Annotated in this window: 25 protein-coding genes, 1 rRNA gene and 2 other annotated features; all 26 genes read left to right on the top strand. The window is 38.1% G+C overall.

Going from position 1 to position 24817, the window contains the following annotated elements:
- Positions 1 to 103 (top strand): 5S ribosomal RNA (gene rrf / locus ACFWDE_RS16315); the annotation flags it as partial.
- A gap of 211 nt (positions 104 to 314) precedes the next feature.
- Entirely contained in the window at positions 315 to 776 is a 462-nt protein-coding gene (gene ctsR, locus ACFWDE_RS16310) for a transcriptional regulator CtsR (protein WP_002029353.1), read from the top strand.
- A gap of 169 nt (positions 777 to 945) precedes the next feature.
- Complete coding sequence (mcsA, locus tag ACFWDE_RS16305; RefSeq protein WP_002159618.1) at positions 946 to 1494, top strand: protein-arginine kinase activator protein McsA; 549 nt, start codon at positions 946 to 948, stop codon at positions 1492 to 1494.
- A gap of 4 nt (positions 1495 to 1498) precedes the next feature.
- Entirely contained in the window at positions 1499 to 2563 is a 1065-nt protein-coding gene (gene mcsB / locus ACFWDE_RS16300) for a protein-arginine kinase McsB (RefSeq protein ID WP_377893338.1), read from the top strand.
- 22 nt (positions 2564 to 2585) lie between these two features.
- Positions 2586 to 5021 (top strand): ATP-dependent protease ATP-binding subunit ClpC, encoded by a 2436-nt coding sequence (clpC, locus tag ACFWDE_RS16295; RefSeq protein ID WP_215554956.1) that lies wholly within the window; start codon positions 2586 to 2588, stop codon positions 5019 to 5021.
- 94 nt (positions 5022 to 5115) lie between these two features.
- Positions 5116 to 6492, top strand: coding sequence for a DNA repair protein RadA (radA, locus tag ACFWDE_RS16290; protein WP_002159617.1), 1377 nt, complete (start codon positions 5116 to 5118; stop codon positions 6490 to 6492).
- 3 nt (positions 6493 to 6495) lie between these two features.
- Positions 6496 to 7569: a DNA integrity scanning diadenylate cyclase DisA gene (gene disA, locus ACFWDE_RS16285; protein WP_000392162.1), complete on the top strand. Its 1074-nt coding sequence runs from the start codon at positions 6496 to 6498 to the stop codon at positions 7567 to 7569.
- Positions 7570 to 7729: 160 nt separating this feature from the next.
- A complete protein-coding gene (locus tag ACFWDE_RS16280; RefSeq protein ID WP_002063406.1) occupies positions 7730 to 8833 on the top strand; it encodes a PIN/TRAM domain-containing protein in 1104 nt (367 codons plus the stop codon).
- Between the two features lie 16 nt (positions 8834 to 8849).
- On the top strand, positions 8850 to 9530 hold the full coding sequence (ispD, locus tag ACFWDE_RS16275; RefSeq protein ID WP_002204581.1) for a 2-C-methyl-D-erythritol 4-phosphate cytidylyltransferase: 681 nt from the start codon (positions 8850 to 8852) through the stop codon (positions 9528 to 9530).
- Positions 9531 to 9643: 113 nt separating this feature from the next.
- Complete coding sequence (gene ispF / locus ACFWDE_RS16270) at positions 9644 to 10120, top strand: 2-C-methyl-D-erythritol 2,4-cyclodiphosphate synthase (protein ID WP_000488386.1); 477 nt, start codon at positions 9644 to 9646, stop codon at positions 10118 to 10120.
- 89 nt (positions 10121 to 10209) lie between these two features.
- Entirely contained in the window at positions 10210 to 11667 is a 1458-nt protein-coding gene (gene gltX, locus ACFWDE_RS16265; protein WP_002113298.1) for a glutamate--tRNA ligase, read from the top strand.
- A 47-nt stretch (positions 11668 to 11714) separates the two neighbouring features.
- Positions 11715 to 11960 (top strand) — a binding site (T-box leader).
- A 130-nt stretch (positions 11961 to 12090) separates the two neighbouring features.
- The gene (gene cysE, locus ACFWDE_RS16260) at positions 12091 to 12756 is read left to right on the top strand and encodes a serine O-acetyltransferase (protein ID WP_002113299.1); all 666 of its coding nucleotides are present in this window, start codon (positions 12091 to 12093) and stop codon (positions 12754 to 12756) included.
- On the top strand, positions 12737 to 14134 hold the full coding sequence (gene cysS / locus ACFWDE_RS16255; protein ID WP_002091500.1) for a cysteine--tRNA ligase: 1398 nt from the start codon (positions 12737 to 12739) through the stop codon (positions 14132 to 14134). Before cysE ends, cysS begins: the two co-directional genes overlap by 20 nt.
- Positions 14135 to 14136: 2 nt before the next feature.
- Entirely contained in the window at positions 14137 to 14544 is a 408-nt protein-coding gene (locus tag ACFWDE_RS16250; RefSeq protein ID WP_002204579.1) for a Mini-ribonuclease 3, read from the top strand.
- A complete protein-coding gene (rlmB, locus tag ACFWDE_RS16245; RefSeq protein ID WP_002091503.1) occupies positions 14541 to 15284 on the top strand; it encodes a 23S rRNA (guanosine(2251)-2'-O)-methyltransferase RlmB in 744 nt (247 codons plus the stop codon). The genes ACFWDE_RS16250 and rlmB overlap by 4 nt, the downstream gene beginning before the upstream one ends.
- 3 nt (positions 15285 to 15287) lie before the next feature.
- Positions 15288 to 15800 (top strand): NYN domain-containing protein, encoded by a 513-nt coding sequence (locus ACFWDE_RS16240; protein WP_070140529.1) that lies wholly within the window; start codon positions 15288 to 15290, stop codon positions 15798 to 15800.
- A gap of 67 nt (positions 15801 to 15867) precedes the next feature.
- Positions 15868 to 16527, top strand: a complete 660-nt coding sequence (locus tag ACFWDE_RS16235; protein ID WP_002009799.1) for an RNA polymerase factor sigma-70 — start codon at positions 15868 to 15870, stop codon at positions 16525 to 16527.
- Between the two features lie 128 nt (positions 16528 to 16655).
- A complete protein-coding gene (gene rpmG, locus ACFWDE_RS16230; RefSeq protein ID WP_012260172.1) occupies positions 16656 to 16802 on the top strand; it encodes a 50S ribosomal protein L33 in 147 nt (48 codons plus the stop codon).
- A gap of 23 nt (positions 16803 to 16825) precedes the next feature.
- Positions 16826 to 17005: a preprotein translocase subunit SecE gene (gene secE, locus ACFWDE_RS16225; protein ID WP_002009797.1), complete on the top strand. Its 180-nt coding sequence runs from the start codon at positions 16826 to 16828 to the stop codon at positions 17003 to 17005.
- Between the two features lie 131 nt (positions 17006 to 17136).
- On the top strand, positions 17137 to 17670 hold the full coding sequence (nusG, locus tag ACFWDE_RS16220) for a transcription termination/antitermination protein NusG (protein ID WP_002009795.1): 534 nt from the start codon (positions 17137 to 17139) through the stop codon (positions 17668 to 17670).
- A 168-nt stretch (positions 17671 to 17838) separates the two neighbouring features.
- On the top strand, positions 17839 to 18264 hold the full coding sequence (rplK, locus tag ACFWDE_RS16215) for a 50S ribosomal protein L11 (protein ID WP_002159610.1): 426 nt from the start codon (positions 17839 to 17841) through the stop codon (positions 18262 to 18264).
- A 180-nt stretch (positions 18265 to 18444) separates the two neighbouring features.
- Entirely contained in the window at positions 18445 to 19137 is a 693-nt protein-coding gene (gene rplA / locus ACFWDE_RS16210) for a 50S ribosomal protein L1 (protein WP_002009792.1), read from the top strand.
- 49 nt (positions 19138 to 19186) lie between these two features.
- Positions 19187 to 19332, top strand: a sequence feature (ribosomal protein L10 leader region).
- 39 nt (positions 19333 to 19371) lie between these two features.
- Positions 19372 to 19872 (top strand): 50S ribosomal protein L10, encoded by a 501-nt coding sequence (rplJ, locus tag ACFWDE_RS16205; protein WP_341307904.1) that lies wholly within the window; start codon positions 19372 to 19374, stop codon positions 19870 to 19872.
- 67 nt (positions 19873 to 19939) lie between these two features.
- Positions 19940 to 20299, top strand: a complete 360-nt coding sequence (gene rplL, locus ACFWDE_RS16200; RefSeq protein ID WP_002091507.1) for a 50S ribosomal protein L7/L12 — start codon at positions 19940 to 19942, stop codon at positions 20297 to 20299.
- Between the two features lie 76 nt (positions 20300 to 20375).
- Positions 20376 to 20975, top strand: coding sequence for a class I SAM-dependent methyltransferase (locus ACFWDE_RS16195; RefSeq protein ID WP_016103300.1), 600 nt, complete (start codon positions 20376 to 20378; stop codon positions 20973 to 20975).
- A gap of 292 nt (positions 20976 to 21267) precedes the next feature.
- On the top strand, positions 21268 to 24798 hold the full coding sequence (rpoB, locus tag ACFWDE_RS16190) for a DNA-directed RNA polymerase subunit beta (RefSeq protein ID WP_002091509.1): 3531 nt from the start codon (positions 21268 to 21270) through the stop codon (positions 24796 to 24798).
- Positions 24799 to 24817: the final 19 nt, after the last annotated feature.

Raw genomic sequence — 24817 nt, 5'->3', positions numbered from 1 at the left:
GCAGAGAGGTCACACCCGTTCCCATACCGAACACGGAAGTTAAGCTCTCTAGCGCCGATGGTAGTTGGGACCTTGTCCCTGTGAGAGTAGGACGTCGCCAAGCAACTAAAACACGAGTCATTTGACTCGTGTTTTTTCGTGTTTCTTTTTATAATTCATAGTAATTTAAAAAATCTTTACTTAAAGAATCGTCCTTTTGATTAAAGACAGGGAAATGTGGCTAGGATAGTGAATAAGCAAAAGAGTTGCAAATTTTTTTAATACGTATATAATTATAGTCAAAGATAGTCAAAGTCAATAAAGGTGGCGGATAAATGAGAAATATATCTGATATCATTGAGAAATATCTAAAGCAAGTTATTGACTTAAGCAATAATAATGCGATTGAAATCAAGAGGAATGAGGTCGCTGATCGATTCGATTGTGTGCCGTCTCAAATCAATTATGTAATCAATACCCGTTTTACGTTAGAAAGAGGATTCGTAGTAGAAAGTAAACGAGGTGGAGGAGGTTACATTCGCATTATAAAAGTCAAACTGCATGATGATATAGACATTATTGATCAAATGCTTCATATGATTGATCATAGCGTTGCACAAGGAAATGCAGAAAGCATGATTATACGTTTAATAGAAGAGGGTATTATAACAAATCGTGAAGCTAAACTTATGTTAAGCGTACTAGATCGTTCTGTATTATTAATGGATGTTCCTTCTCGAGATGAACTTAGGGCTCGAATATTATGCGCAATGTTAAGAACACTGAAATATAAATAAATATAACTTTTGTTAAGAATAATAACTAAGATAATGCAGTTTAATATTGTAGGAATTTTGAAAGATGACATGTGCTTTTACTAAATGGATTAAGGAAAGAGAACAATCTAGTAATGTATGAAAAGTATCATGAGATAGATCGTTCCTGTTGTAAAGGTGGGGGATAGCGATGACTTGTCAAAACTGTAATATAAGACCAGCAACTTTACATTATACAAAAGTAATCAACGAAAAAAAGGCGGAAGTTCATCTTTGTGAGCAATGTGCAGAACAAAGTGGCTATACGTCTTTCTTTCAATCGCCGCAGTCTAATTTTTCATTCCATGACCTATTAGCCGGATTATTGCATGGTGAACCAGCAATGTTTGAAGAAGGGCAAGATGCATTTTCAAATACAAATATATCAAGATGTCCAAATTGTAAGATGACATATGAACAATTTACAAAAGTGGGACGCTTTGGATGTGCTTCTTGTTACGATACATTTAAGGGGCATTTAAAACCATTGTTAAAACGTCTTCACGGTGGGCATACAGATCATTGTGGAAAAATTCCTGAACGTATAGAAGGAAATATCTACTTAAAGAAAGAATTAGATGAACTAAAACTCAATCTGAAACAATATGTACAGAAAGAGGAATTTGAGAAAGCGGCTGAAGTACGAGATAAAATTCGATGTCTTGTAAATCAGCTTAGTGAGCATAGAGAGGGGGAATAGTTCTATGTCACTGGACAGAATCATGAATGAAGCGATTAGTCCATGGATGAAGGGGGATGGCCCTGATTCTGATATTGTTTTAAGTAGTCGAATTCGTTTGGCTCGTAATTTTAAAAAATATCAATTCTCTACTATGCAAAACGAGGAAGAAGCTAAACAGATTCATGAGTTATTAAAGAAGAAGTTTATAAATAAACCTGTAGAACCTTTTGGGGAGTTTGAACTATTAAAAATGAATGAATTAAATCCTCTCCAAAGGAGAGTTTTAGTTGAGAAGCATTTAATTAGTCCGAATCTTGCAGGAACAGAATACGGAGCATGCCTACTATCAGAAAGTGAACATATAAGTATCATGCTTAATGAAGAGGATCATGTTAGGATTCAGTGCCTATTTTCGGGTTTACAGTTATCAGAGGCGCTTCAAAGTGCCAATCAAATAGATAACTGGATCGAGGAACAGGTTGAATATGCTTTTGATGAATCGCTTGGATATATTACGAGTTGCCCCACTAACGTCGGTACAGGATTAAGGGCTTCGGTAATGATTCATTTGCCGGGACTGGTTTTAACGAAAAGAATTAACCGTATTATACAAGTAATTCAAAAATTAGGGTTAGTAGTAAGAGGAATATACGGTGAAGGTAGCGAAGCGTTAGGTAATATATTTCAAGTGTCAAATCAAATGACACTAGGGAAATCAGAAGAAGATATTATTGCAGATTTAAAGAGTGTCATTCAACAAATCATCCATCAAGAAAAAATGGCTAGAGAATTAATTGTACAAAATTCAAGTATTGAGCTTGAAGATAAAGTATATCGTTCTTACGGAATACTAGCTAACAGTCGTTTAATTCAATCTGCAGAAGCAGCCACTTGCTTATCAGATGTACGACTTGGTATTGACTTAGGATATATACAAGGTATATCGAGAAATATTTTAACTGAGTTAATGGTTCTTACTCAGTCAGGCATTTTGCAACAATATGCAGGAGGACCTCTAGGACCAGAAGAAAGAGATTATCGAAGAGCAACCTTAATCCGTGAGCGATTACGAATTGAACAAAATTAAGCGCAAGTAGGAGGCGATTTCTATGATGTTTGGAAGATTTACAGAACGAGCACAGAAAGTATTAGCTTTATCTCAAGAGGAAGCAATTCGCATTGGGCATAATAATATTGGAACAGAACATATTTTACTTGGGCTTGTACGCGAAGGTGAAGGAATTGCAGCAAAAGCGTTAATTGCTCTTGGATTAAGTCCAGAGAAAGTTCAAAAAGAGGTAGAAGCATTAATTGGACGTGGAACGGAAGCTTCTCAAACAGTACATTACACACCTCGTGCTAAAAAAGTTATTGAGTTGTCTATGGACGAAGCTCGTAAATTGGGCCATTCCTACGTTGGAACAGAACATATTTTACTTGGTTTAATCCGTGAAGGTGAAGGTGTAGCAGCACGTGTTTTAAATAATTTAGGTGTAAGCCTAAACAAAGCAAGACAACAAGTGTTACAACTCCTTGGAAGTAATGAAGCTAGTTCAGGTCACCAAGGTGGTTCATCAACAAATGCGAATACACCTACACTTGACAGTCTAGCACGTGATTTAACAGTTGTTGCACGTGAAAATCGTTTAGATCCTGTTATTGGACGTGGTAAAGAAATTCAACGTGTAATTGAAGTGTTAAGCCGTAGAACAAAAAACAATCCAGTATTAATTGGAGAACCTGGTGTAGGTAAGACAGCAATTGCGGAAGGATTAGCACAGCAAATTGTAAATAATGAAGTTCCTGAAACTTTAAGAGATAAGCGTGTTATGACATTAGATATGGGTACAGTTGTTGCTGGAACAAAATATCGTGGTGAATTTGAGGATCGTTTAAAGAAAGTGATGGATGAGATTCGCCAAGCTGGTAACATCATTCTATTTATTGATGAGCTTCATACATTAATTGGTGCAGGAGGGGCAGAAGGTGCAATTGATGCATCGAATATTTTAAAACCATCTTTAGCACGTGGTGAATTACAATGTATTGGTGCAACAACTTTAGACGAATATCGTAAATATATTGAAAAGGATGCGGCATTAGAAAGACGTTTCCAACCAATTCATGTTGATGAACCAAACTTAGAAGAATCAGTTCAAATTTTAAAAGGTTTACGTGACCGTTATGAGGCGCATCACCGCGTATCTATTACAGATGATGCAATCGATGCGGCTGTAAAACTTTCAGATCGTTACATTACAGACCGTTTTTTACCTGATAAAGCAATCGATTTAATTGATGAGGCTGCATCAAAAGTACGCTTACGTTCTTATACAACACCACCAAACTTAAAAGAGCTTGAAGTGAAGCTTGAGGAAATTAGAAAAGAAAAAGATGCGGCTGTACAAAGCCAAGAATTTGAAAAAGCTGCTTCCTTACGTGATATGGAACAACGTTTACGTGAAAAGTTAGAAGATACAAAGCGTCAGTGGAAAGAGAAACAAGGACAAGAAAACTCAGAAGTAACAGTAGAAGATATTGCAAATGTCGTTTCCACATGGACACGTATTCCAGTTTCTAAACTTGCACAAACAGAGACAGATAAATTATTAAACTTGGAATCAATTTTACATGATCGTTTAATTGGGCAGGATGAAGCAGTTGTAGCTGTGGCCAAAGCTGTTCGTCGTGCGAGAGCGGGATTAAAAGATCCGAAACGTCCAATTGGCTCATTTATTTTCCTAGGACCGACTGGTGTAGGTAAAACAGAACTAGCGAGGGCGTTAGCGGAATCTATGTTCGGTGATGAGGATGCAATGATCCGCATTGATATGTCTGAGTACATGGAAAAGCATTCTACCTCTCGTTTAGTTGGATCTCCTCCAGGATATGTTGGATATGAAGAAGGTGGACAATTAACAGAGAAAGTTCGTCGTAAGCCATATTCAGTTGTCTTATTAGATGAAGTAGAGAAAGCTCATCCTGACGTGTTTAATATTTTACTACAAGTATTAGAAGATGGCCGTTTAACAGATTCTAAAGGACGTACAGTTGATTTCCGTAATACAATTGTTATTATGACGTCTAATGTTGGTGCAGACGCATTAAAACGTAATAAACATCTTGGATTTAACGTACAAGATGAGAGCCGCGATTATTCAGATATGAAAGGTAAAGTAATGGATGAATTGAAAAAAGCATTTCGTCCAGAATTCTTAAACCGTATTGATGAAATTATCGTGTTCCATATGCTTGAGAAAAAACATATTCAAGAAATTGTAACTCTTATGGTGAATCAGTTAGTGAATCGCTTAAAAGAACAAGAGATTGAATTGCACTTAACAGAAGGAGCAATTTCAGCAATTGCTGATAAAGGATTTGATCGAGAGTACGGTGCTCGTCCGCTTCGTAGAGCAATTCAAAAACATGTAGAAGATAGACTATCAGAAGAACTGTTAAAAGGTGCTATTGAGAAAGGGCAAAAAGTTATCTTTGATATAGAAGGAGAATCATTTGTCATTCATAGTGCGGAAAAGGTAAAATAAGTATAGACAAACAAAGAGGGCTACGCGATAGCCCTCTTTCTTGTACGAGAAGGATAAACGTTTGTAGATGAAAGTGAAGTGAACTATAAAAGATATGGCTAAAAAGAAAACAAAATTCACATGTCAAGAGTGTGGTTATCAGTCGCCAAAATATATGGGGAAATGTCCTGGGTGTGGTAAATGGAATACGCTTGTTGAAGAGATGGAACCAGTTGTATCATCAAGGCGCCTTAATTATGTCAATGCAATTCAATCAGAAGTAACAAAACCAAGACGCTTAACAGAGGTAGAAACAAATTCTGAGGCGCGTATTGAAACGAAATTTCAAGAGTTTAACCGTGTACTTGGTGGCGGGATTGTAGATGGATCTTTAGTACTTATTGGTGGAGACCCTGGGATTGGAAAATCAACATTGTTATTACAAATTTCATCGCAATTAGCAGATTCTTCATATGATGTACTATACATATCAGGTGAGGAGTCAGCAAAGCAGATTAAACTTCGTGCAGATCGTTTGCATGTAAAGGGTAGTAATCTATTTGTTGTAGCAGAAACTGATTTACAACGAATTGCAGCACACATTGAAGAGATGAATCCAGCTTTTGTTGTTATTGACTCCATTCAAACGATACATTTACCTGAAGTGACGTCAGCCCCAGGAAGTGTAGCGCAAGTACGTGAATGTACAGCGGAATTAATGAAGCTTGCAAAGACGAAAGGGATTCCTATTTTTATCGTCGGACATGTGACGAAAGAAGGGGCAATTGCAGGACCACGTATGCTAGAACATATGGTTGATGCAGTTCTTTACTTTGAAGGAGATCGTCACCATACATATCGTATTTTGCGAGCTGTGAAGAACCGTTTTGGTTCCACAAATGAAATGGGTATCTTTGAAATGAAGGAACTAGGTCTTGCAGAAGTACTAAATCCTTCTGAAATTTTCCTTGAGGAACGTCCAGTTGGAGTTGCAGGATCCACAGTGGTTGCTTCAATGGAAGGAACAAGACCGGTTTTAGTAGAAATACAAGCATTAATCTCCCCTACTAGTTTTGGAAATCCTCGAAGAATGGCGACGGGAATTGATCATAATCGCGTTTCACTTATTATGGCAGTGCTAGAAAAAAGAACAGGTTTATTGTTGCAAAATCAAGACGCATATTTAAAAGTCGCGGGTGGCTTGAAATTAGATGAACCAGCAATCGATTTAGCTGTTGCCTTAAGTATTGCTTCAAGTTTCAGAGATAAAGCTACTGCACCAACCGATGCGGTAATAGGAGAAGTAGGCCTAACTGGAGAAATAAGAAGAGTATCAAGAATTGAACAACGTGTACAAGAAGCAGCAAAATTAGGATTTCAACGTGCTATTATTCCTAGAAAAAATTTGGGAGGATGGACAATTCCAGATGGGATTGAGGTAGTAGGTGTTTCTAATTTAGGAGAGGCGCTTCGTTTGACATTAGGAGGCTAGGCTATGGAGGAAAACAAGCAACGTGTCAAAAGTATGATTAATATTCTACAGCTTGTTGCCCCAGGAACACCACTACGCGAAGGGATAGATAACGTACTTCGTGCACAAACTGGAGGGCTAATTGTTCTTGGGTATAATGAGCAGATTAAAAGTATTGTAGATGGAGGATTTCACATTAATTGTGCATTCTCACCGGCTAGTTTATATGAATTAGCAAAAATGGATGGGGCACTTATTTTAAATGAAACTGGGAGCAAAATTTTAATTGCAAATGCACAATTAGTTCCAGATCCATCCATTGATTCTATTGAAACAGGTATGCGTCACCGAACGGCAGAGCGTGTAGCAAAGCAGACGGCTAGCCTTGTTGTGGCTATTTCACAAAGACGTAACGTAATTACACTATATCAAGGGAACTTACGTTATACACTAAAAGATATAGGTGTAATTTTAACAAAGGCAAACCAAGCTATTCAAACGTTAGAAAAATATAAAGCTGTATGGAATGATGGGATTACGAATTTGGGCATTCTAGAATTTGAAGAGGTCGTTACAATGTCCGAGGTAGTTCACGTTTTACATAGTGTTGAAATGGTACTGCGTATTAAAAATGAAATAGTGAGCTACATTCATGAGTTAGGAACGGAAGGGAGGTTAATTCGTTTACAACTTACAGAATTACTAGCCGACTTAGAAGCAGAGGCAGCGTTATTAATTAAGGATTATTATCAAGAAAAAACGCAGGATCACCATCAAATTTTGAAAAAGTTACAAGATCTTGCAAATACACAGCTTTTAGAGGATAGCGATTTAGTTAAATTGCTCGGCTATCCAGGGCAAATGAGCTTAGAAGAAAGCGTGACACCGAGGGGATACCGAATCGCAAGCAAAATTTCTCGTGTTCCACCACTTATCATTGAAAATTTAATTAATCGATTTAAAACATTGCAAGGTGTTTGTCGTGCAACTATTAATGAATTGGATGATGTGGAAGGAATTGGGGAAGTTAGGGCGAAGAAAATACGGGAGGGCCTAAAAAGAATTCAAGAGCATCTCTATATGAGTAGACACAATTAAGAATATTACATTGATTCCATAATATAACGACACTAGAACATTTTTGTTATATGATATGGTATATTGGTAAATAAAACTATTTACAAAAAAACACGTCCGCTTTTGCATTCGGCGTTTTGATTAGCAAAACAATGGTTAATAATGAGTAGGAGGTGGTTGGATGTTAAAAAGGATCGTACAGCTCTTCTTTTTAGTGATCGGGGGAGCGTTAGGGATTTTTCTAATCCCAAAAGTTATTAATGTATTGGACGTCGGTGCTGTTCCTTTGCTTGAGGGATCGTACGTTCGTGCAATTATTGGTGCAATTATTTTATTTTTAACAACATTTTGGCTTGTGGATTATATTGTTCAACTTATTAAACATATCGAAGAAGCCCTTGTAAAGGCACCGGTAGCGGATGTTTTATTTGGTACATTAGGGTTGATCTCTGGTCTTATTGTTGCATATTTAATTTTGATACCAATTCGTGAATTCACGATTCCAGTCATTAGTACAGTATTACAAGTGTTCTTTACTCTTTTACTTGGTTATTTAGGATTCCAAGTAGGATTTAAAAAGAGAAATGAATTGCTAGGATTATTTACATTACCCCAGCGTGGAGGTAAGAAGAAAAACAATAGCGAGAACGAAGAGGTAGAGGTAGAAAAATCTACAACTCATTGGAAAATTCTCGATACAAGCGTAATTATTGATGGACGTATTGCGGATATTTGCCAAACGAAGTTTTTAGAAGGAACAATTGTGATTCCACAATTCGTATTAGAAGAGCTTCAGCATATTGCCGATTCTTCTGATGCTTTAAAGCGTAATCGTGGTCGCAGAGGATTAGACATTTTAAATCGTATTCAAAAAGAGCTACCAATTCCGGTGGAAATTTATGAAGGCGATTTTGAGGATATCCAAGAGGTGGATAGCAAGCTTGTAAAGTTAGCTAAAATCACTGGTGGAACTGTTGTAACAAATGATTTCAACTTAAACAAAGTTTCTGAATTACAAGGAGTAACAGTATTAAACATTAACGATTTAGCAAATGCAATTAAACCAGTCGTACTCCCTGGCGAAGAATTAAGTGTTTATGTTGTGAAAGATGGTAAAGAACAAAATCAAGGTGTGGCATATTTAGATGATGGCACGATGATTGTAGTAGAAGACGGTAGAGAATATGTCGGTTCGCAACTTAATGTACTAGTTACAAGTGTGTTGCAAACATCGGCTGGTCGTATGATTTTCGCAAAACGTAAATTATTAGAAAAAGCATTATAAGTAGAGGATTATTAATATGTATACGTTAATTATTCCAGCAGCGGGTCAAGGGAAACGGATGGGTGCTGGCAAAAACAAGTTGTTCTTACTTATAAATGGAGTACCTATCATTGTGCATACATTACGTGCTTTTGAAAAAGATAAAGCATGTAAACGTATTATCATGGCAATTAACGAAGAGGAACGTCCTTATTTTGAGGAGTTAATGCAGAAGTACCCGGTTGAAAAGCAGGTGCAATTTATTCAAGGCGGGGCCGAAAGACAAGATAGTGTGTATAATGCTCTTCAGTATGTGAGCGGAGTTGAGTATGTTCTCGTACACGATGGTGCGCGCCCGTTCGTAACGAATAAGATGATGCAAGATGTATTAACTGTAGCAGAGAAATATGGTGCTTCCATTTGTGCAGTGCCAGTGAAGGATACAATTAAGAAAGTAGAACAGGGTGTTGTTGTTGAAACGGTAGAACGTTCTCAGCTTAAAGCGGTTCAAACACCGCAAGGATTTTCTGTTCCTCTTTTATTAGAAGCTCATAGAAGTGCAAAGCAAAGTTGTTTTCTTGGTACAGATGATGCAAGTCTCGTAGAACGTGTCGGGAAGCAAGTAGGCGTAGTAGAGGGGAGTTACTATAATATTAAAGTGACGACTCCAGAGGATTTACTAATTGCTGAAAGTTTCCTTCATGTTCAGAAGAAATAGAAGTGATGGTATTATAGTAAAGAAAAGCTCGGCAGTTGCCGAGCTTTTCTTTATAGAGATAGCAATATAATATAGAATTCATAAAGTAGTTTAGATTGAGGAGGATGTAAAGAATGTTTCGAATTGGACAAGGTTTTGATGTACATGAATTTGCGGAAGGTAGGCCGTTAATTATCGGCGGAATTACAATTCCTCATGAAAAAGGATTAATCGGTCACTCGGATGCAGATGTATTGTTACATACGATTGCTGACGCATGTCTAGGAGCAATTGCAGCAGGAGATATTGGAAAACATTTTCCTGATACAGATCCTGCCTTTAAAGATGCGGATTCAGCTGTATTGTTACAAAAGGTTTGGGAATTTGTGCGTGAACAAGGTTATGAGCTAGGGAACCTAGATTGTACAATTATTGCCCAAAAGCCAAAAATGGCACCGCATATTGAAAGCATGCGTAAACGTATTAGTGAACTACTAGAAACGTCTATTGATAATATTAATGTAAAGGCAACAACAACAGAAAAATTAGGATTTACAGGTAGAGAAGAAGGGATTGCTTCTCAAGCGGTTGTTTTATTACAGAAAAAATAGTGGTTTTTAATTCGTAAGATGGATAATCACGTTTTTTTGGTGTACAATTATAGAATGTGTTGACATTAAGATTGGAAGGTGTACCAATTATGGAAAAGCAAGTGAGAGTGCGCTATGCGCCAAGTCCAACAGGACACTTACATATCGGAAATGCGCGTACGGCATTATTTAATTATTTATTTGCTCGTCATCAAGATGGTAAATTTATTATTCGTATTGAAGATACTGATGTGAAACGTAATGTTGCTGGTGGAGAAGAAAGCCAATTAAAATACTTGAAATGGCTCGGTATGGACTGGGATGAAGGTGTTGATGTTGGTGGTGAATTTGGACCATATCGTCAAACAGAGCGTTTAGATATTTATAAAAAATTATATGAAGATTTATTAGAGCGTGATTTAGCTTACAAATGTTATATGACAGAAGAAGAGCTAGAGGCAGAGCGTGAAGGACAAATCGCTCGTGGTGAAACACCGCGTTATGCAGGAAACCACCGTGATTTAACTGAGGAGCAAATTAAAGGATTTGAGGCTGAAGGCCGTATTCCAAGTATTCGCTTCCGTGTGCCGGCTGATAGCGACTACACGTTTAAAGATATCGTAAAAGATGAAGTTGCATTCCATTCAAATGATTTTGGTGATTTCGTTATCGTGAAAAAAGATGGAATTCCAACTTATAACTTTGCGGTAGCGGTAGATGATCACTTAATGGAGATTACACACGTACTTCGTGGTGATGATCATATTTCAAACACGCCAAAACAAATGATGATTTATGAAGCTTTCGGTTGGGATATTCCGAAGTTCGGTCATATGACTTTGATTGTAAACGAAAGCCGTAAAAAGCTAAGTAAGCGTGACGAATCTATTATTCAATTTATTGAGCAATATAAAGAGCTTGGATATCTTCCAGAAGCAATCTTTAACTTTATTGCATTACTAGGTTGGTCACCAGTAGGTGAAGAAGAAATCTTCTCTCAAGATGAGTTTATCAAAATGTTTGATGCAGCTCGTTTATCAAAATCACCTGCATTATTTGATTCTCAAAAACTAAAATGGATGAACAACCAATATATGAAAAAACAAGATTTAGATACGGTTGTTGAACTAAGCTTACCGCATTTAGTGAAAGCGGGTCGCGTAGGTGAAAACTTAAGCGAACAAGAACAAGCATGGGTTCGTGATGTAATTGCTTTATATCATGACCAAATGAGCTTTGGAGCTGAAATTGTAGAGCTTTCTGAAATGTTCTTTAAAGATCATGTTGATCATGAAGAAGAGGGACAAGAAGTATTGAAGGGTGAACAAGTACCTGAAGTACTTCGTACATTTGCCGATCAATTAGAAGCTTTAGAAGCAATGGAGCCAGCAGCAGTTAAGGCGGCTATTAAAGCAGTTCAAAAGGAAACAGGACATAAAGGTAAAAACCTATTTATGCCAATCCGTGTTGCTACTACTGGACAAACACATGGTCCAGAGCTTCCTAACGCTATTGCTCTTCTTGGAAAAGAAAAAGTTTTAAATCGTATTCAAAAAGTAATTGGTTAACATTTTCTAGGTTTAGCAATATAATAAGTATACCTAAAATCTAATAAGGAAAAGCGACGAGAAGGAGAAGTAGAAAATCAGGCTTTTTACAGAGAGAACCACCCTTAGGCTGGAAGTGGTTTATAAGCGGATTTTTGAAATGCCCCTTCGAGTCTTCTGTTGAACAGCGAAGTATTTCGCGGAACGTCTTAGGGCGCAAAGTAAACAGAAGCGGTGTAAACCGTTATCATGGATGAGTTTGAGGCTTCTTTAGCCTAAACAGAGTGGAACCGCGCTTAAAAGGCGTCTCTGTCTATATGACAGAGGCGTCTTTTTTTTATACCATGTAAATGGGTGTGAGTATAAGTTTTATCCTCTTGTATAAAGATTTAGGGGAAGTTAGTTCACTCGAAAAAAGCAGCCCATAAAGGGGAGGGAACATCGATGTTTAAGAGGCTTCGGGAAGATATTGAAGTCGTTTTTGAACAGGATCCAGCGGCACGAAGTTATTTTGAAGTCATTTTAACTTACTCTGGATTACATGCAGTTTGGGCCCATCGAATTGCACATGCTTTTTATAAAAGGAATTTTTTCTTTATGGCACGTTGGATTTCGCAAGTTAGTCGTTTTTTTACTGGCATTGAGATTCATCCAGGAGCAACTATTGGTCGTCGTTTTTTCATTGATCATGGAATGGGGGTTGTAATTGGAGAAACGTGTGAAATTGGCGAAAACGTAACAATTTATCAAGGTGTCACATTAGGTGGTACAGGTAAAGAAAAAGGAAAGAGGCACCCTACAATTCAGGATAATGTATTAATTGCAACAGGTGCTAAAGTACTAGGTTCTATTACTGTTGGAGAGAATTCTAAAATTGGTGCAGGATCTGTCGTGTTGAAGGAAGTTCCTGCGCATTCTACAGTTGTAGGTATACCTGGCCGAGTCGTTATTCAAAATGGAGTAAAGATTGGTCAAGAATTAAATCATTCTGATCTTCCGGATCCGATTTTTGATAAATTAAAGGTTATGGAAGCAGAACTTGATAAATTGAGAAAGCAACTCGAAGTAAAGGTAGAAAGGAAGGATAAAAATGACTATTCACATTTATAATACGTTAACGCGTCAAAAAGAAGAGTTTATGCCATTAGAAGAAAATAAGGTAAAGATGTATGTGTGCGGACCTACAGTGTATAACTACATTCACATTGGGAATGCAAGACCACCTATGGTATTTGATACAGTACGCCGTTACTTAGAATATAAAGGATATGATGTGCAGTATGTATCTAACTTTACTGACGTGGATGATAAATTAATTAAGGCGGCAAATGAATTAGGTGAAGATGTGCCAACAATTGCAGATCGTTTTGTTGAAGCTTACTTTGAAGATGTAACGGCACTAGGTTGCAAACATGCAACGGTTCACCCACGTGTAACGGAAAATATGGATATCATTATTGAATTTATTCAAGAACTTGTGAATAAAGGGTATGCATATGAATCAGAAGGTGATGTGTACTTTAAAACGAAAGAATTCGAAGGTTACGGTAAATTATCACATCAACCAATTGCAGACTTACGTCACGGTGCACGTATTGAAGTAGGAGAAAAGAAACAAGACCCTCTTGACTTTGCTTTATGGAAAGCTGCGAAAGAAGGAGAAATCTTCTGGGAAAGCCCTTGGGGGAAAGGACGCCCAGGGTGGCATATTGAATGCTCAGCAATGGCGCGTAAATATTTAGGGGATACAATTGATATTCATGCTGGTGGTCAAGATTTAGCATTTCCTCATCATGAAAATGAAATTGCGCAGTCTGAGGCGTTGACAGGAAAAACATTTGCACGTTATTGGATGCATAATGGATATATTAATATTAATAACGAGAAGATGTCTAAGTCGCTTGGAAACTTCATTTTAGTTCACGATATCATTAAACAATATGATCCGCAGTTAATCAGGTTCTTTATGCTGTCGGTACATTACCGTCACCCAATTAACTTTAGCGAAGATTTATTGCAAAGTACGAATAATGGACTAGAAAGAATTAAAACAGCTTACGGTAACTTAAAGCATCGTATGGAAAGTAGTACAGATTTAACGGACCATAATGAAAAATGGTTAGCTGAAATGGAAAAGTTCCAGGTTGCATTCGAAGAAGCGATGGATGATGATTTCAATACGGCTAATGCGATTACTGAATTATATAACGTAGCAAATCACGCAAATCAATATTTGTTAGAAGAACATACTTCTAAAGTTGTAATTGAAGCGTATGTAAAACAACTTGAAACATTATTTAGTATTTTAGGATTAGAATTAGCACAAGAAGAGTTGCTTGACGAAGAAATTGAAGCACTAATCCAAAAGCGTATTGAAGCTCGTCAAAATCGTGACTTCGCATTATCTGATCAAATTCGCGATGATTTAAAAGGACGTAATATTATTTTAGAAGATACCGCTCAAGGTACAAGATGGAAAAGAGGATAAGAATGATTGATGCAAAGCAATTGAACAGCTTAGCGTTAGCATATATGGGTGATGCGGTATATGAACAATATATCCGCTATCACCTCCTTCAAAAAGGGAAAGTTCGCCCTAATCAATTACATCGCTTAGGGACGGGCTTTGTTTCGGCAAAAGCACAGGCGAAAGTTGTTTATCATTTATTAGAGACGGCATTTTTGACAGAAGAGGAAGAGGCGGTATTAAGAAGAGGGCGTAATGCGAATTCGGGTACTGTTCCGAAAAATACAGATGTACAAACATATCGACACAGTACAGCCTTTGAAGCGCTAATCGGTTATCATCACTTGTTGAATAATCGTGAAAGATTGGACGAGATTGTATATAAGGCGATTGACGTTTTGGAAGAAAAGGAAGGGAGCACATCATCATGAGTAGTGAATATATTATCGGACGTAACCCTGTAATTGAAGCTTTAAGAGCGGGGCGAGATATTAATAAAATTTTGGTAGCGGAAGGTGCTGCCAAAGGACAAGTGCAGATTGTACTAGCATTAGCAAAAGAGAATAAGGTTATTTTGCAACACGCACCAAAGAAGAAATTAGATCAATTGGTTGAGGGAAATCATCAAGGTGTAATTGCTCAAGTAGCTGCATATCAATATGCTGAGTTAGAGGATTTGTTTAAATTAGCAGAAAAACGTAATGAAGATCCGTTCTTCTTAATTTTAGATGAAATTGAAGACCCGCATAACTTAGGTTCTATTATGCGTACCGCGGATGCAACAGGGGCTCATGGGGTTATTATTCCCAAAAGAAGAGCGGTGGGACTTACAGCGTCAGTTGCGAAAGCGTCGACTGGGGCAATTGAATATATTCCTGTTGCACGTGTAACAAATTTATCGCGTACAATTGATGAATTAAAAGAACGTGGACTTTGGATTGCTGGTACAGATGCCAAAGGGAAAACAGATTACCGTAATTTAGATGGTAATATGCCAATCGGACTAGTAATTGGTAGTGAAGGAAAAGGTATGAGTCGTATTATTGGTGAAAAGTGTGATTTCCTAATTACTTTACCGATGGTCGGTAAAGTTACATCCTTAAATGCTTCAGTAGCCGCAAGTTTGTTAATGTATGAGGTATATCGTAAACGTCACGAAATTGGTAAATAAAAAATGGACGATATTTTAATCGTTGACGGTTACAACATTATCGGGGCTTGGGGAGACTTGAAGAAACTGCGGGATGTAGATTTACAATCATCAAGAGACGCACTTATTGATAAGATGGCGGATTATCAAGGCTATACAGGCACAAAGGTAATGATTGTCTTTGATGCCTATACAGTCTATGGTATTGAAAAAAAGATGAAACAATCGCGGGTGGAAGTAATATTCACGAGAAAGAATCAAACTGCAGATGAAAAGATAGAGCAACTTGCGATTGAGCTTAGAAATATAAATACACAAATATACGTTGCAACTTCGGATTATACGGAGCAGTGGATTATATTTGCGCAAGGTGCACTTCGAAAATCTGCGCGTGAATTAGAGTTAGAAGTGCAAGCGATGGAACAACAAGTAAGAAGGCGTACAAAAGACACGAAAGAAAAGCAACCCGCCATGCGAAAGATATTTAGTGAAGATATTACAGAAAAATTAGAAAAATTAAGAAGAGGAGAGCGTTGAAGCATTGACGCTCTTTATCTTTTTACTGTATAATATTGCTAAATATATAGCGGTCGGAGGGATCAAGGTGGAAGCAGGCTTCGTAAGTGTAGGCGACGTTACATTTCGTGATTTAGAGGATGAGGCAATCGTTGAGTTAGTTCGAAAAGGTAATACTGACGCTCTAGAATATTTAATTCACAAATATAAGAACTTTGTTCGCGCGAAATCAAGATCTTATTTCTTAGTGGGTGCCGATCGAGAAGATATTGTTCAAGAAGGCATGATTGGATTGTTTAAAGCCATTCGTGATTATAAAGGGGACAAGCTGTCTTCGTTCAAAGCATTTGCTGAACTGTGTATCACTCGACAAATTATTACCGCTATTAAAACAGCAACAAGGCAAAAACATATTCCGTTAAATTCGTATGTGTCTTTAGACAAGCCAATTTACGATGAGGAATCTGATCGAACATTATTAGATGTTATTTCGGAATCGAAAGTAACTGATCCAGAAGAGATGATTATCAGTCAGGAAGAATATACAGACATAGAATCAAAAATATCTGAATTATTAAGCGATTTAGAAAGAAAAGTGCTCTCTTTATACTTAGATGGTCGTTCCTATCAAGAAATTTCAGAACAGTTAAACAGGCATGTGAAATCTATTGATAACGCATTGCAGCGTGTAAAAAGGAAATTAGAAAGATATATGGAGATGAGAGAGAGTACAACTTTAAATTCATAGCAAGTGCCGCAGGTGTAAAATAATTCACCTGTTTTCTTTTTGTTAAGAGAGTGAAAGTCATGACATTGACATTGTCTTTTGTTGTATGATACATTTTTAGGGACAATGTTACAAGGTTGGTGTAACTAATGAGGAAAAAAGTTGTACTCTCATGTGAAGAGTGTAAAAATCGAAACTACTCTACGATGAAAGATACGAGCTCAGTAGAGCGACTTGAGATAAAGAAGTTTTGTAAAACATGCAATAAGCATACAGTTCACAAAGAAACAAAATAAATAATACACTGGAGGTCCCGTAGATGCGTTTAACGAACTTTTTCGGCGATGTAGGTCGCGAAATGAAAAAAGTAAGTTGGCCTAAAAAAGATGAATTACTCCGCTCAACAACGACTGTTATTGCGACAGTTGTGTTCTTTGCGATTTTCTTCGCAGTGGTTGATATGGGCATTTCTTCTTTAATTCGGTTAATTCTTGGTTAATTCTTGAATAAGAAGCACTTATCCATGATATAATGTTATTTATAAGAACTGTGTAAAAGCCCGGTGAACGGGTTTTTTCATTTGCGCAAAAAAATGTACGTCAGGGAGGGAAGGACGCTCGTCCTAAATGAATGGAAAAAAGTTGGTATGTTGTCCATACTTATTCTGGATATGAAAATAAAGTAAAGGCAAACCTAGAGAAACGTGTAGAATCAATGGGTATGCAAGATAAAATTTTCCGTGTTGTTGTCCCGGAAGAAGTAGAAGTAGAAATGAAAAATGGTAAAGAAAAAATAACGAAAAGAAAAGTGTTCCCAGGTTACGTATTAGTAGAACTAATCATGACTGACGACTCTTGGTATGTTGTTCGTAATACGCCAGGTGTAACAGGTTTTGTTGGTTCTTCTGGTTCAGGATCTAAACCATCGCCTCTATTAGAAGAGGAAGTTGTTACCATCATGAAGCATATGGGAATGGACAATGAAGTGGTTGATTTCGAATTTGAACTTCATGAAACAGTGCGTGTAAATGAAGGGCCATTCGCGGATTATACGGGTGCGATTGAAGAAATTGATGTGGAAAAGAAAAAAGTTAGCGTGCTTGTAGACATGTTTGGTCGCGAGACTCCGGTTGAACTTGATTTCCATCAAATTGAAAAATTATAAAATGAAACTTGAAATGAATTGTAAAAAGTGATAATATCTTTTAAGTCAGTACGTCTTCGGTAACGGAGACGTTTTTTGAAAAAGATTTTATCATTATGATAAAATATGAAGTGGGAGGGCAAATCACTGCCCAATTGACCACATCACGGACTTAAGGAGGTGTGTCTCGTGGCTAAAAAGGTAATTAAAATAGTAAAACTTCAAATTCCTGCAGGTAAAGCTAATCCAGCTCCGCCGGTTGGTCCAGCATTAGGACAAGCAGGTGTTAACATCATGGGCTTCTGTAAAGAGTTTAACGCTCGTACAGCTGATCAAGCTGGTCTTATCATCCCTGTTGAAATTACGGTATTTGAGGACCGTTCATTCACTTTCATTACTAAAACTCCTCCTGCTGCTGTTCTTCTTAAGAAAGTAGCTGGTATTGAGTCTGGTTCTGGTGAACCAAACCGTAATAAAGTGGCAACTGTTAAGCGTGATAAAGTACGCGAAATCGCTGAAACTAAAATGCCTGACCTAAACGCTGCTAGCGTAGAAGCTGCAATGCGTATGGTTGAAGGTACTGCGCGCAGTATGGGCATCGTTATCGAAGACTAATTCGATTTGTTTTTTGTAAAAAAGGTTGCGGGTCTGGAATTCCAATTCGCAACCTTTATTATCGTAAATGATTATCATTTTTAAATAAATGGATGGGCGCACATCCTCGGGGGTTCCCGGAATGAAGGCGTAAACGTGGGAGGTTATTCCGCTAAAACCACATTCAAGGAGGAAACAAACATGGCTAAAAGAGGTAAAAAGTACGTTGAAGCTGCGAAGCTTGTTGATCGTGCATCTGCTTACTCTGCAACAGAAGCAGTAGAATTAGTAAAGAAAACAAACACAGCTAAATTTGATGCAACTGTAGAAGCTGCATTCCGTTTAGGTGTTGACCCTAAGAAAGCTGACCAACAAATTCGTGGTGCAGTTGTTCTTCCACACGGTACTGGTAAAGTACAACGTGTATTAGTATTCGCTAAAGGCGAAAAAGCAAAAGAAGCTGAAGCTGCTGGCGCTGAATTCGTAGGCGATGCTGATTACATCGGTAAAATCCAAAAAGGTTGGTTCGATTTCGATGTAGTAGTAGCAACTCCTGACATGATGGGTGAAGTTGGTAAACTTGGTCGTGTATTAGGACCTAAAGGTTTAATGCCAAACCCTAAAACTGGAACAGTTACTTTCGATGTAACTAAAGCTGTTAACGAAATCAAAGCTGGTAAAGTTGAATACCGCGTTGATAAAGCTGGTAACATCCACGTTCCAATCGGTAAAGTATCTTTCGAAGATGCTAAATTAGTAGAAAACTTCAAAACAATTGCTGACACGCTACAAAAAGCTAAGCCAGCTGCTGCAAAAGGTACTTACATGAAGAACGCAACTGTTGCTTCTACAATGGGACCTGGCGTACGCGTAGACGTTTCTACACTTGCGTAAAAATTGGAAGTTGACTTCATAAAGAAGTTTTAATATAATCATTTATGTTGTGAATTTTAATAGTGTACCGTAGACAGTAGGAGTCGATTCGACTTAATTTCCTACCTAGGTGTTAATATACGAAGCGGAATCTTTTTTCTGTGACTATATGCCTCCATGTCTACAAGTTGGGCATGGAGGTTTTTAGTGCACTTTCGGTACATCTTCTATATAATCTACAGGAGGTGTAATAACATGAGCAAAGTAATCGAAACTAAACAACAAGTTGTAACTGAAATCGCTGAAAAACTTCGCGCGAGTAAATCTACAATTGTTGTTGACTACCGTGGTTTAACAGTTTCTGAAGTAACAGAATTACGTAAAAACTTACGTGAAGCTGGCGTTGAGTTCAAAGTTTACAAAAACTCTTTAACTCGTCGTGCTGCAGAGTCTGCTGAAATGGCTGAGTTAAACGAATTCTTAACAGGACCAAACGCAATCGCGTTCAGTAACGAGGATGTAGTTGCTCCTGCGAAAGTATTAAACGACTTCGCTAAAAATCATGAAGCTTTAGAAATTAAAGCGGGCGTAATCGAAGGTAAACTTGTGACACTTGATGAGGTTGAAGCTATCGCTACTCTTCCATCACGTGAAGGCTTACTTTCTATGCTTCTTAGCGTTCTTCAAGCTCCAATCCGTAATCTTGCACTTGCTACTAAAGCAGTTGCAGATCAAAAGGAAGAGCAAGGCGCTTAATTTTTTAAAAGATAATTATTTGTTATCTATAAAACAATACAAACCTATTTAAGGGAGGATATTTACAATGACTAAAGAACAAATCATTGAAGCAGTTAAATCTATGACTGTATTAGAACTTAACGACTTAGTAAAAGCTATCGAGGAAGAATTCGGCGTAACTGCTGCTGCTCCTGTAGCTGTAGCTGGTGGCGCTGGTGAAGCTGCTGCTGAGCAAACTGAATTTGACGTAGTACTTGCAAGTGCTGGCGCTCAAAAAATCAAAGTTATCAAAGCTGTACGTGAAATCACTGGTCTTGGCTTAAAAGAAGCTAAAGAATTAGTTGACAACACTCCAAAAGCAATCAAAGAAGGCGTTACTAAAGAGGAAGCTGAAGAAATGAAAGCTAAACTTGAAGAAGTTGGCGCTGTTGTAGAAGTTAAGTAATTAACTTTTGGTGCTTTAAAAAAAGCTCGCTCTCATGCGAGCTTTTTTTTTAACTGTAAAGAAAAGAGGTGGCCATATGGCAGACCATTATTTTTCTAACGACCCTTCTAGTAAAAGTGATCGTAAACGATGGGAATTTACACTTCGTGAATCTCGATTTACTTTTTTATCTGACCATGGGGTGTTCTCGAAAAACGAAGTGGACTTTGGTTCTCGTCTTTTAATTGAAGCGTTTCAAATGCCAGATGTTAAAGGTAATGTGTTAGACGTAGGATGTGGGTACGGTCCAATCGGTTTGTCGTTAGCGAAAGAGTTTCAAGATCGTGAAATTCACATGGTGGATGTGAATGAAAGGGCCTTGGGACTTGCAAAAGAAAATGCCGCTAATAACAGAATTGAAAATATACGTATTTTGCAAAGTAGTGTCTATGAAAATGTAGATGGCAAGTATGCTGCTATTCTATCTAATCCTCCAATTCGTGCTGGTAAAGATATCGTGCATGAGATTTTAGAAAAGGCTGTGGAGTATTTAGTTTCAGGTGGAGAACTGTGGATTGTTATTCAAAAGAAACAAGGTGCGCCATCTGCGCTGAAAAAACTAGAAGAAGCATTTTCTGAAGTTGAAGTTGTAGAAAAGAAAAAAGGATATTATATCATAAAATCAAAAAAGCGTTGACGGTTATTTTTGGCTATGTTAACATTATACAATGCCAATATATGATTTTCTGCGTTGAGAAAGATGTATATTTTTGTTTCTCTTGGAAAAGATAGTAAAATCAGCAGATTATGAAACAGAATGATGGTTTTCTTATAGAAGCCATTTTTCTTTTTTGAGCAGATAGAAAGACTCAACGTATCTATCTTTAAGAGAAAAAAACTACGCTAATAGCAGTAGTTGTATTTATTTGTGATTTTTGCACAAATTTTTTTGTGCATTTATAATACTCATGATTTGAGGGGTGAAGCAGTTGACAGGTCAACTAGTTCAATACGGACGCCACCGCCAACGAAGAAGTTATGCCCGTATTAGTGAAGTATTAGAGTTACCAAATCTTATCGAAATTCAAACCTCTTCTTATCAGTGGTTTCTTGATGAGGGTTTGCGAGAAATGTTCCAAGACATTTCTCCGATCGAAGACTTTACGGGAAATCTATCGCTTGAATTTATCGACTACAGCTTAGGTGAACCTAAATACTCTGTAGAAGAATGCAAAGAGCGTGATGTGACGTATGCAGCACCACTTCGTGTAAAAGTGCGTCTAATCAACAAGGAAACTGGTGAAGTAAAAGAACAAGATGTGTTCATGGGAGATTTCCCACTCATGACAGAGACTGGAACATTCGTAATTAACGGTGCAGAACGTGTTATCGTTTCCCAGTTAGTTCGCTCTCCAAGCGTATACTATAGTGGCAAAGTGGATAAAAACGGAAAACGTGGTTTTACTGCTACTGTAATTCCAAACCGCGGGGCTTGGTTAGAGTATGAAACAGATGCTAAGGATGTTGTATATGTGCGTATTGACCGTACGCGTAAACTTCCTGTAACTGTTTTGTTACGCGCATTAGGGTTTGGCTCTGATCAAGAAATCACCGAGCTTTTAGGTGATAACGAATACTTAAGCAATACGTTAGAAAAAGACAACACAGATAGCACAGAGAAAGCATTGCTTGAAATTTATGAGCGTCTACGCCCTGGTGAACCACCAACAGTAGAAAATGCAAAGAGCTTACTTGTGTCTCGTTTCTTTGATCCGAAGCGCTACGATTTAGCAAATGTAGGTCGCTATAAGATCAACAAAAAGCTACACATTAAAAACAGATTGTTTAACCAACGTTTAGCTGAAACACTGGTGGATCCAGAAACTGGTGAAATTTTAGCGGCAGAAGGAACAGTCTTAGATCGTCGTACACTGGATCGTATTCTACCTTACTTAGAGAAAAACATTGGATTCAAAACAGCGAAACCAATGGGTGGAGTGGTAGCAGGCGAAGTTGAGCTGCAATCTATTAAGATCTATGCTCCAGAATCAGAAGGCGAACGATCTATAAACGTAATTGGGAATGCAAATATTACTCGTGATATAAAAAACATCACACCAGGTGATATTCTTGCTTCTATTAGCTACTTCTTTAACTTGCTATATAAAGTAGGGGATACAGATGATATTGACCACTTAGGAAATCGTCGTCTGCGTTCTGTAGGAGAGTTACTACAAAACCAATTCCGTATCGGTCTTTCTCGTATGGAACGTGTTGTTCGTGAGAGAATGTCGATTCAAGATACAAATGCAATTACACCACAAGCGTTAATTAACATTCGCCCGGTTATTGCATCTATTAAAGAGTTCTTCGGAAGTTCTCAGTTATCTCAGTTCATGGATCAAACAAACCCATTAGCAGAGTTAACTCACAAACGAAGACTATCTGCATTAGGACCCGGTGGTTTAACGCGTGAGCGCGCAGGCTTTGAAGTACGTGACGTTCACTACTCTCACTATGGTCGTATGTGTCCAATCGAAACACCAGAGGGACCAAACATCGGTTTGATTAACTCATTATCTTCGTTTGCGAAAGTAAATGAGTTTGGTTTCATTGAAACGCCATACCGTCGTGTTGACCCAGAAACTGGTCTTGTAACAGGGCAGGTTGATTATTTAACAGCAGATGAAGAAGATAACTATGTTGTAGCCCAAGCGAATATGAAATTATCTGAAGTAGGGGAATTCCTTGATGAAGATATCGTAGCTCGTTTCCGTGGTGAAAACATTGTCACAAATAAAGAACGCATCGACTACATGGATGTATCTCCAAAACAAGTAGTGTCGGCAGCGACAGCTTGTATTCCGTTCTTAGAAAACGATGACTCTAACCGCGCACTTATGGGAGCGAACATGCAACGTCAGGCGGTTCCGTTAATAAATCCGGAATCTCCGATTGTAGGTACAGGTATGGAGTACGTATCAGCAAAAGACTCAGGTGCTGCAGTAATCTGTAAACAGCCTGGTGTTGTTGAGCGCGTAGAAGCACGTGAAGTTTGGGTACGTCGCTATGTAGACGTTGACGGTCAAACAGTAAAAGGCGACTTAGATCGCTACAAAATGCAAAAATTCATTCGTTCTAACCAAGGAACTTGCTACAACCAACGTCCAATCGTAAGTGTTGGAGACCAAGTTGTAAAAGGTGAAATCCTTGCGGATGGTCCTTCTATGGAACTAGGTGAACTAGCGCTTGGACGTAACGTGCTTGTTGGCTTTATGACATGGGACGGTTATAACTATGAGGATGCGATCATCATGAGTGAGCGCCTTGTAAAAGATGATGTGTACACTTCTATCCATATTGAAGAATATGAATCAGAAGCTCGTGATACGAAGCTTGGACCAGAAGAAATTACACGTGATATCCCGAATGTTGGAGAAGATGCACTTCGTAATCTTGACGAGCGCGGTATTATTCGCGTCGGTGCTGAAGTAAAAGATGGAGATCTACTTGTTGGTAAAGTAACGCCAAAAGGTGTAACAGAATTAACGGCAGAAGAACGTCTATTACATGCAATCTTCGGTGAGAAAGCACGTGAAGTACGTGATACATCACTACGTGTACCACACGGTGGTGGCGGTATTATCTTAGACGTAAAAGTGTTTAACCGTGAAGATGGCGATGAATTGCCACCAGGCGTGAATCAACTTGTACGTGCATATATCGTTCAAAAGCGTAAAATTTCTGAAGGTGACAAAATGGCCGGTCGTCATGGTAACAAAGGTGTTATTTCCCGTATTTTACCGGAAGAAGATATGCCTTACTTACCAGATGGTACGCCAATCGATATCATGTTAAACCCATTAGGGGTACCATCTCGTATGAATATCGGTCAGGTATTAGAGCTTCATCTTGGTATGGCAGCAAGATACCTTGGTATTCACATTGCAACACCGGTATTCGATGGTGCTCGTGAGGAAGATGTATGGGGCACAATTGAAGAAGCTGGTATGGCAAATGACGCGAAAACAATCCTGTATGATGGACGTACTGGTGAGCCATTCGATAACCGTGTATCTGTTGGTGTCATGTATATGATCAAACTTGCGCACATGGTTGACGATAAGCTTCATGCTCGTTCTACTGGACCATACTCACTTGTAACGCAGCAACCTCTTGGAGGTAAAGCTCAGTTCGGTGGACAGCGTTTCGGTGAGATGGAGGTTTGGGCACTTGAAGCTTATGGTGCCGCTTATACTCTTCAAGAAATCTTAACAGTGAAGTCTGATGATGTTATTGGACGTGTTAAGACGTATGAAGCAATTGTTAAAGGTGAAAATGTTCCAGAACCAGGCGTTCCTGAATCATTCAAAGTATTGATTAAAGAACTGCAAAGTTTAGGTATGGACGTTAAAATGATGTCGATCAATGATACAGAAATTGAAATGCGTGATACGGAAGATGATGATCATCAATCAGCAGATAAATTGAATGTTGAAGTTGAGACAACTAAGGAATAATTGGGATAACCTGTAGACT

The organism is Bacillus sp. NPDC060175, from assembly GCF_042728695.1.
Taxonomy (GTDB): Bacteria; Bacillota; Bacilli; order Bacillales; family Bacillaceae_G; genus Bacillus_A.
The sequence above is the reverse complement of the archived record's forward strand: the minus strand, read 5'-3'. Positions and strand labels throughout refer to the sequence as shown.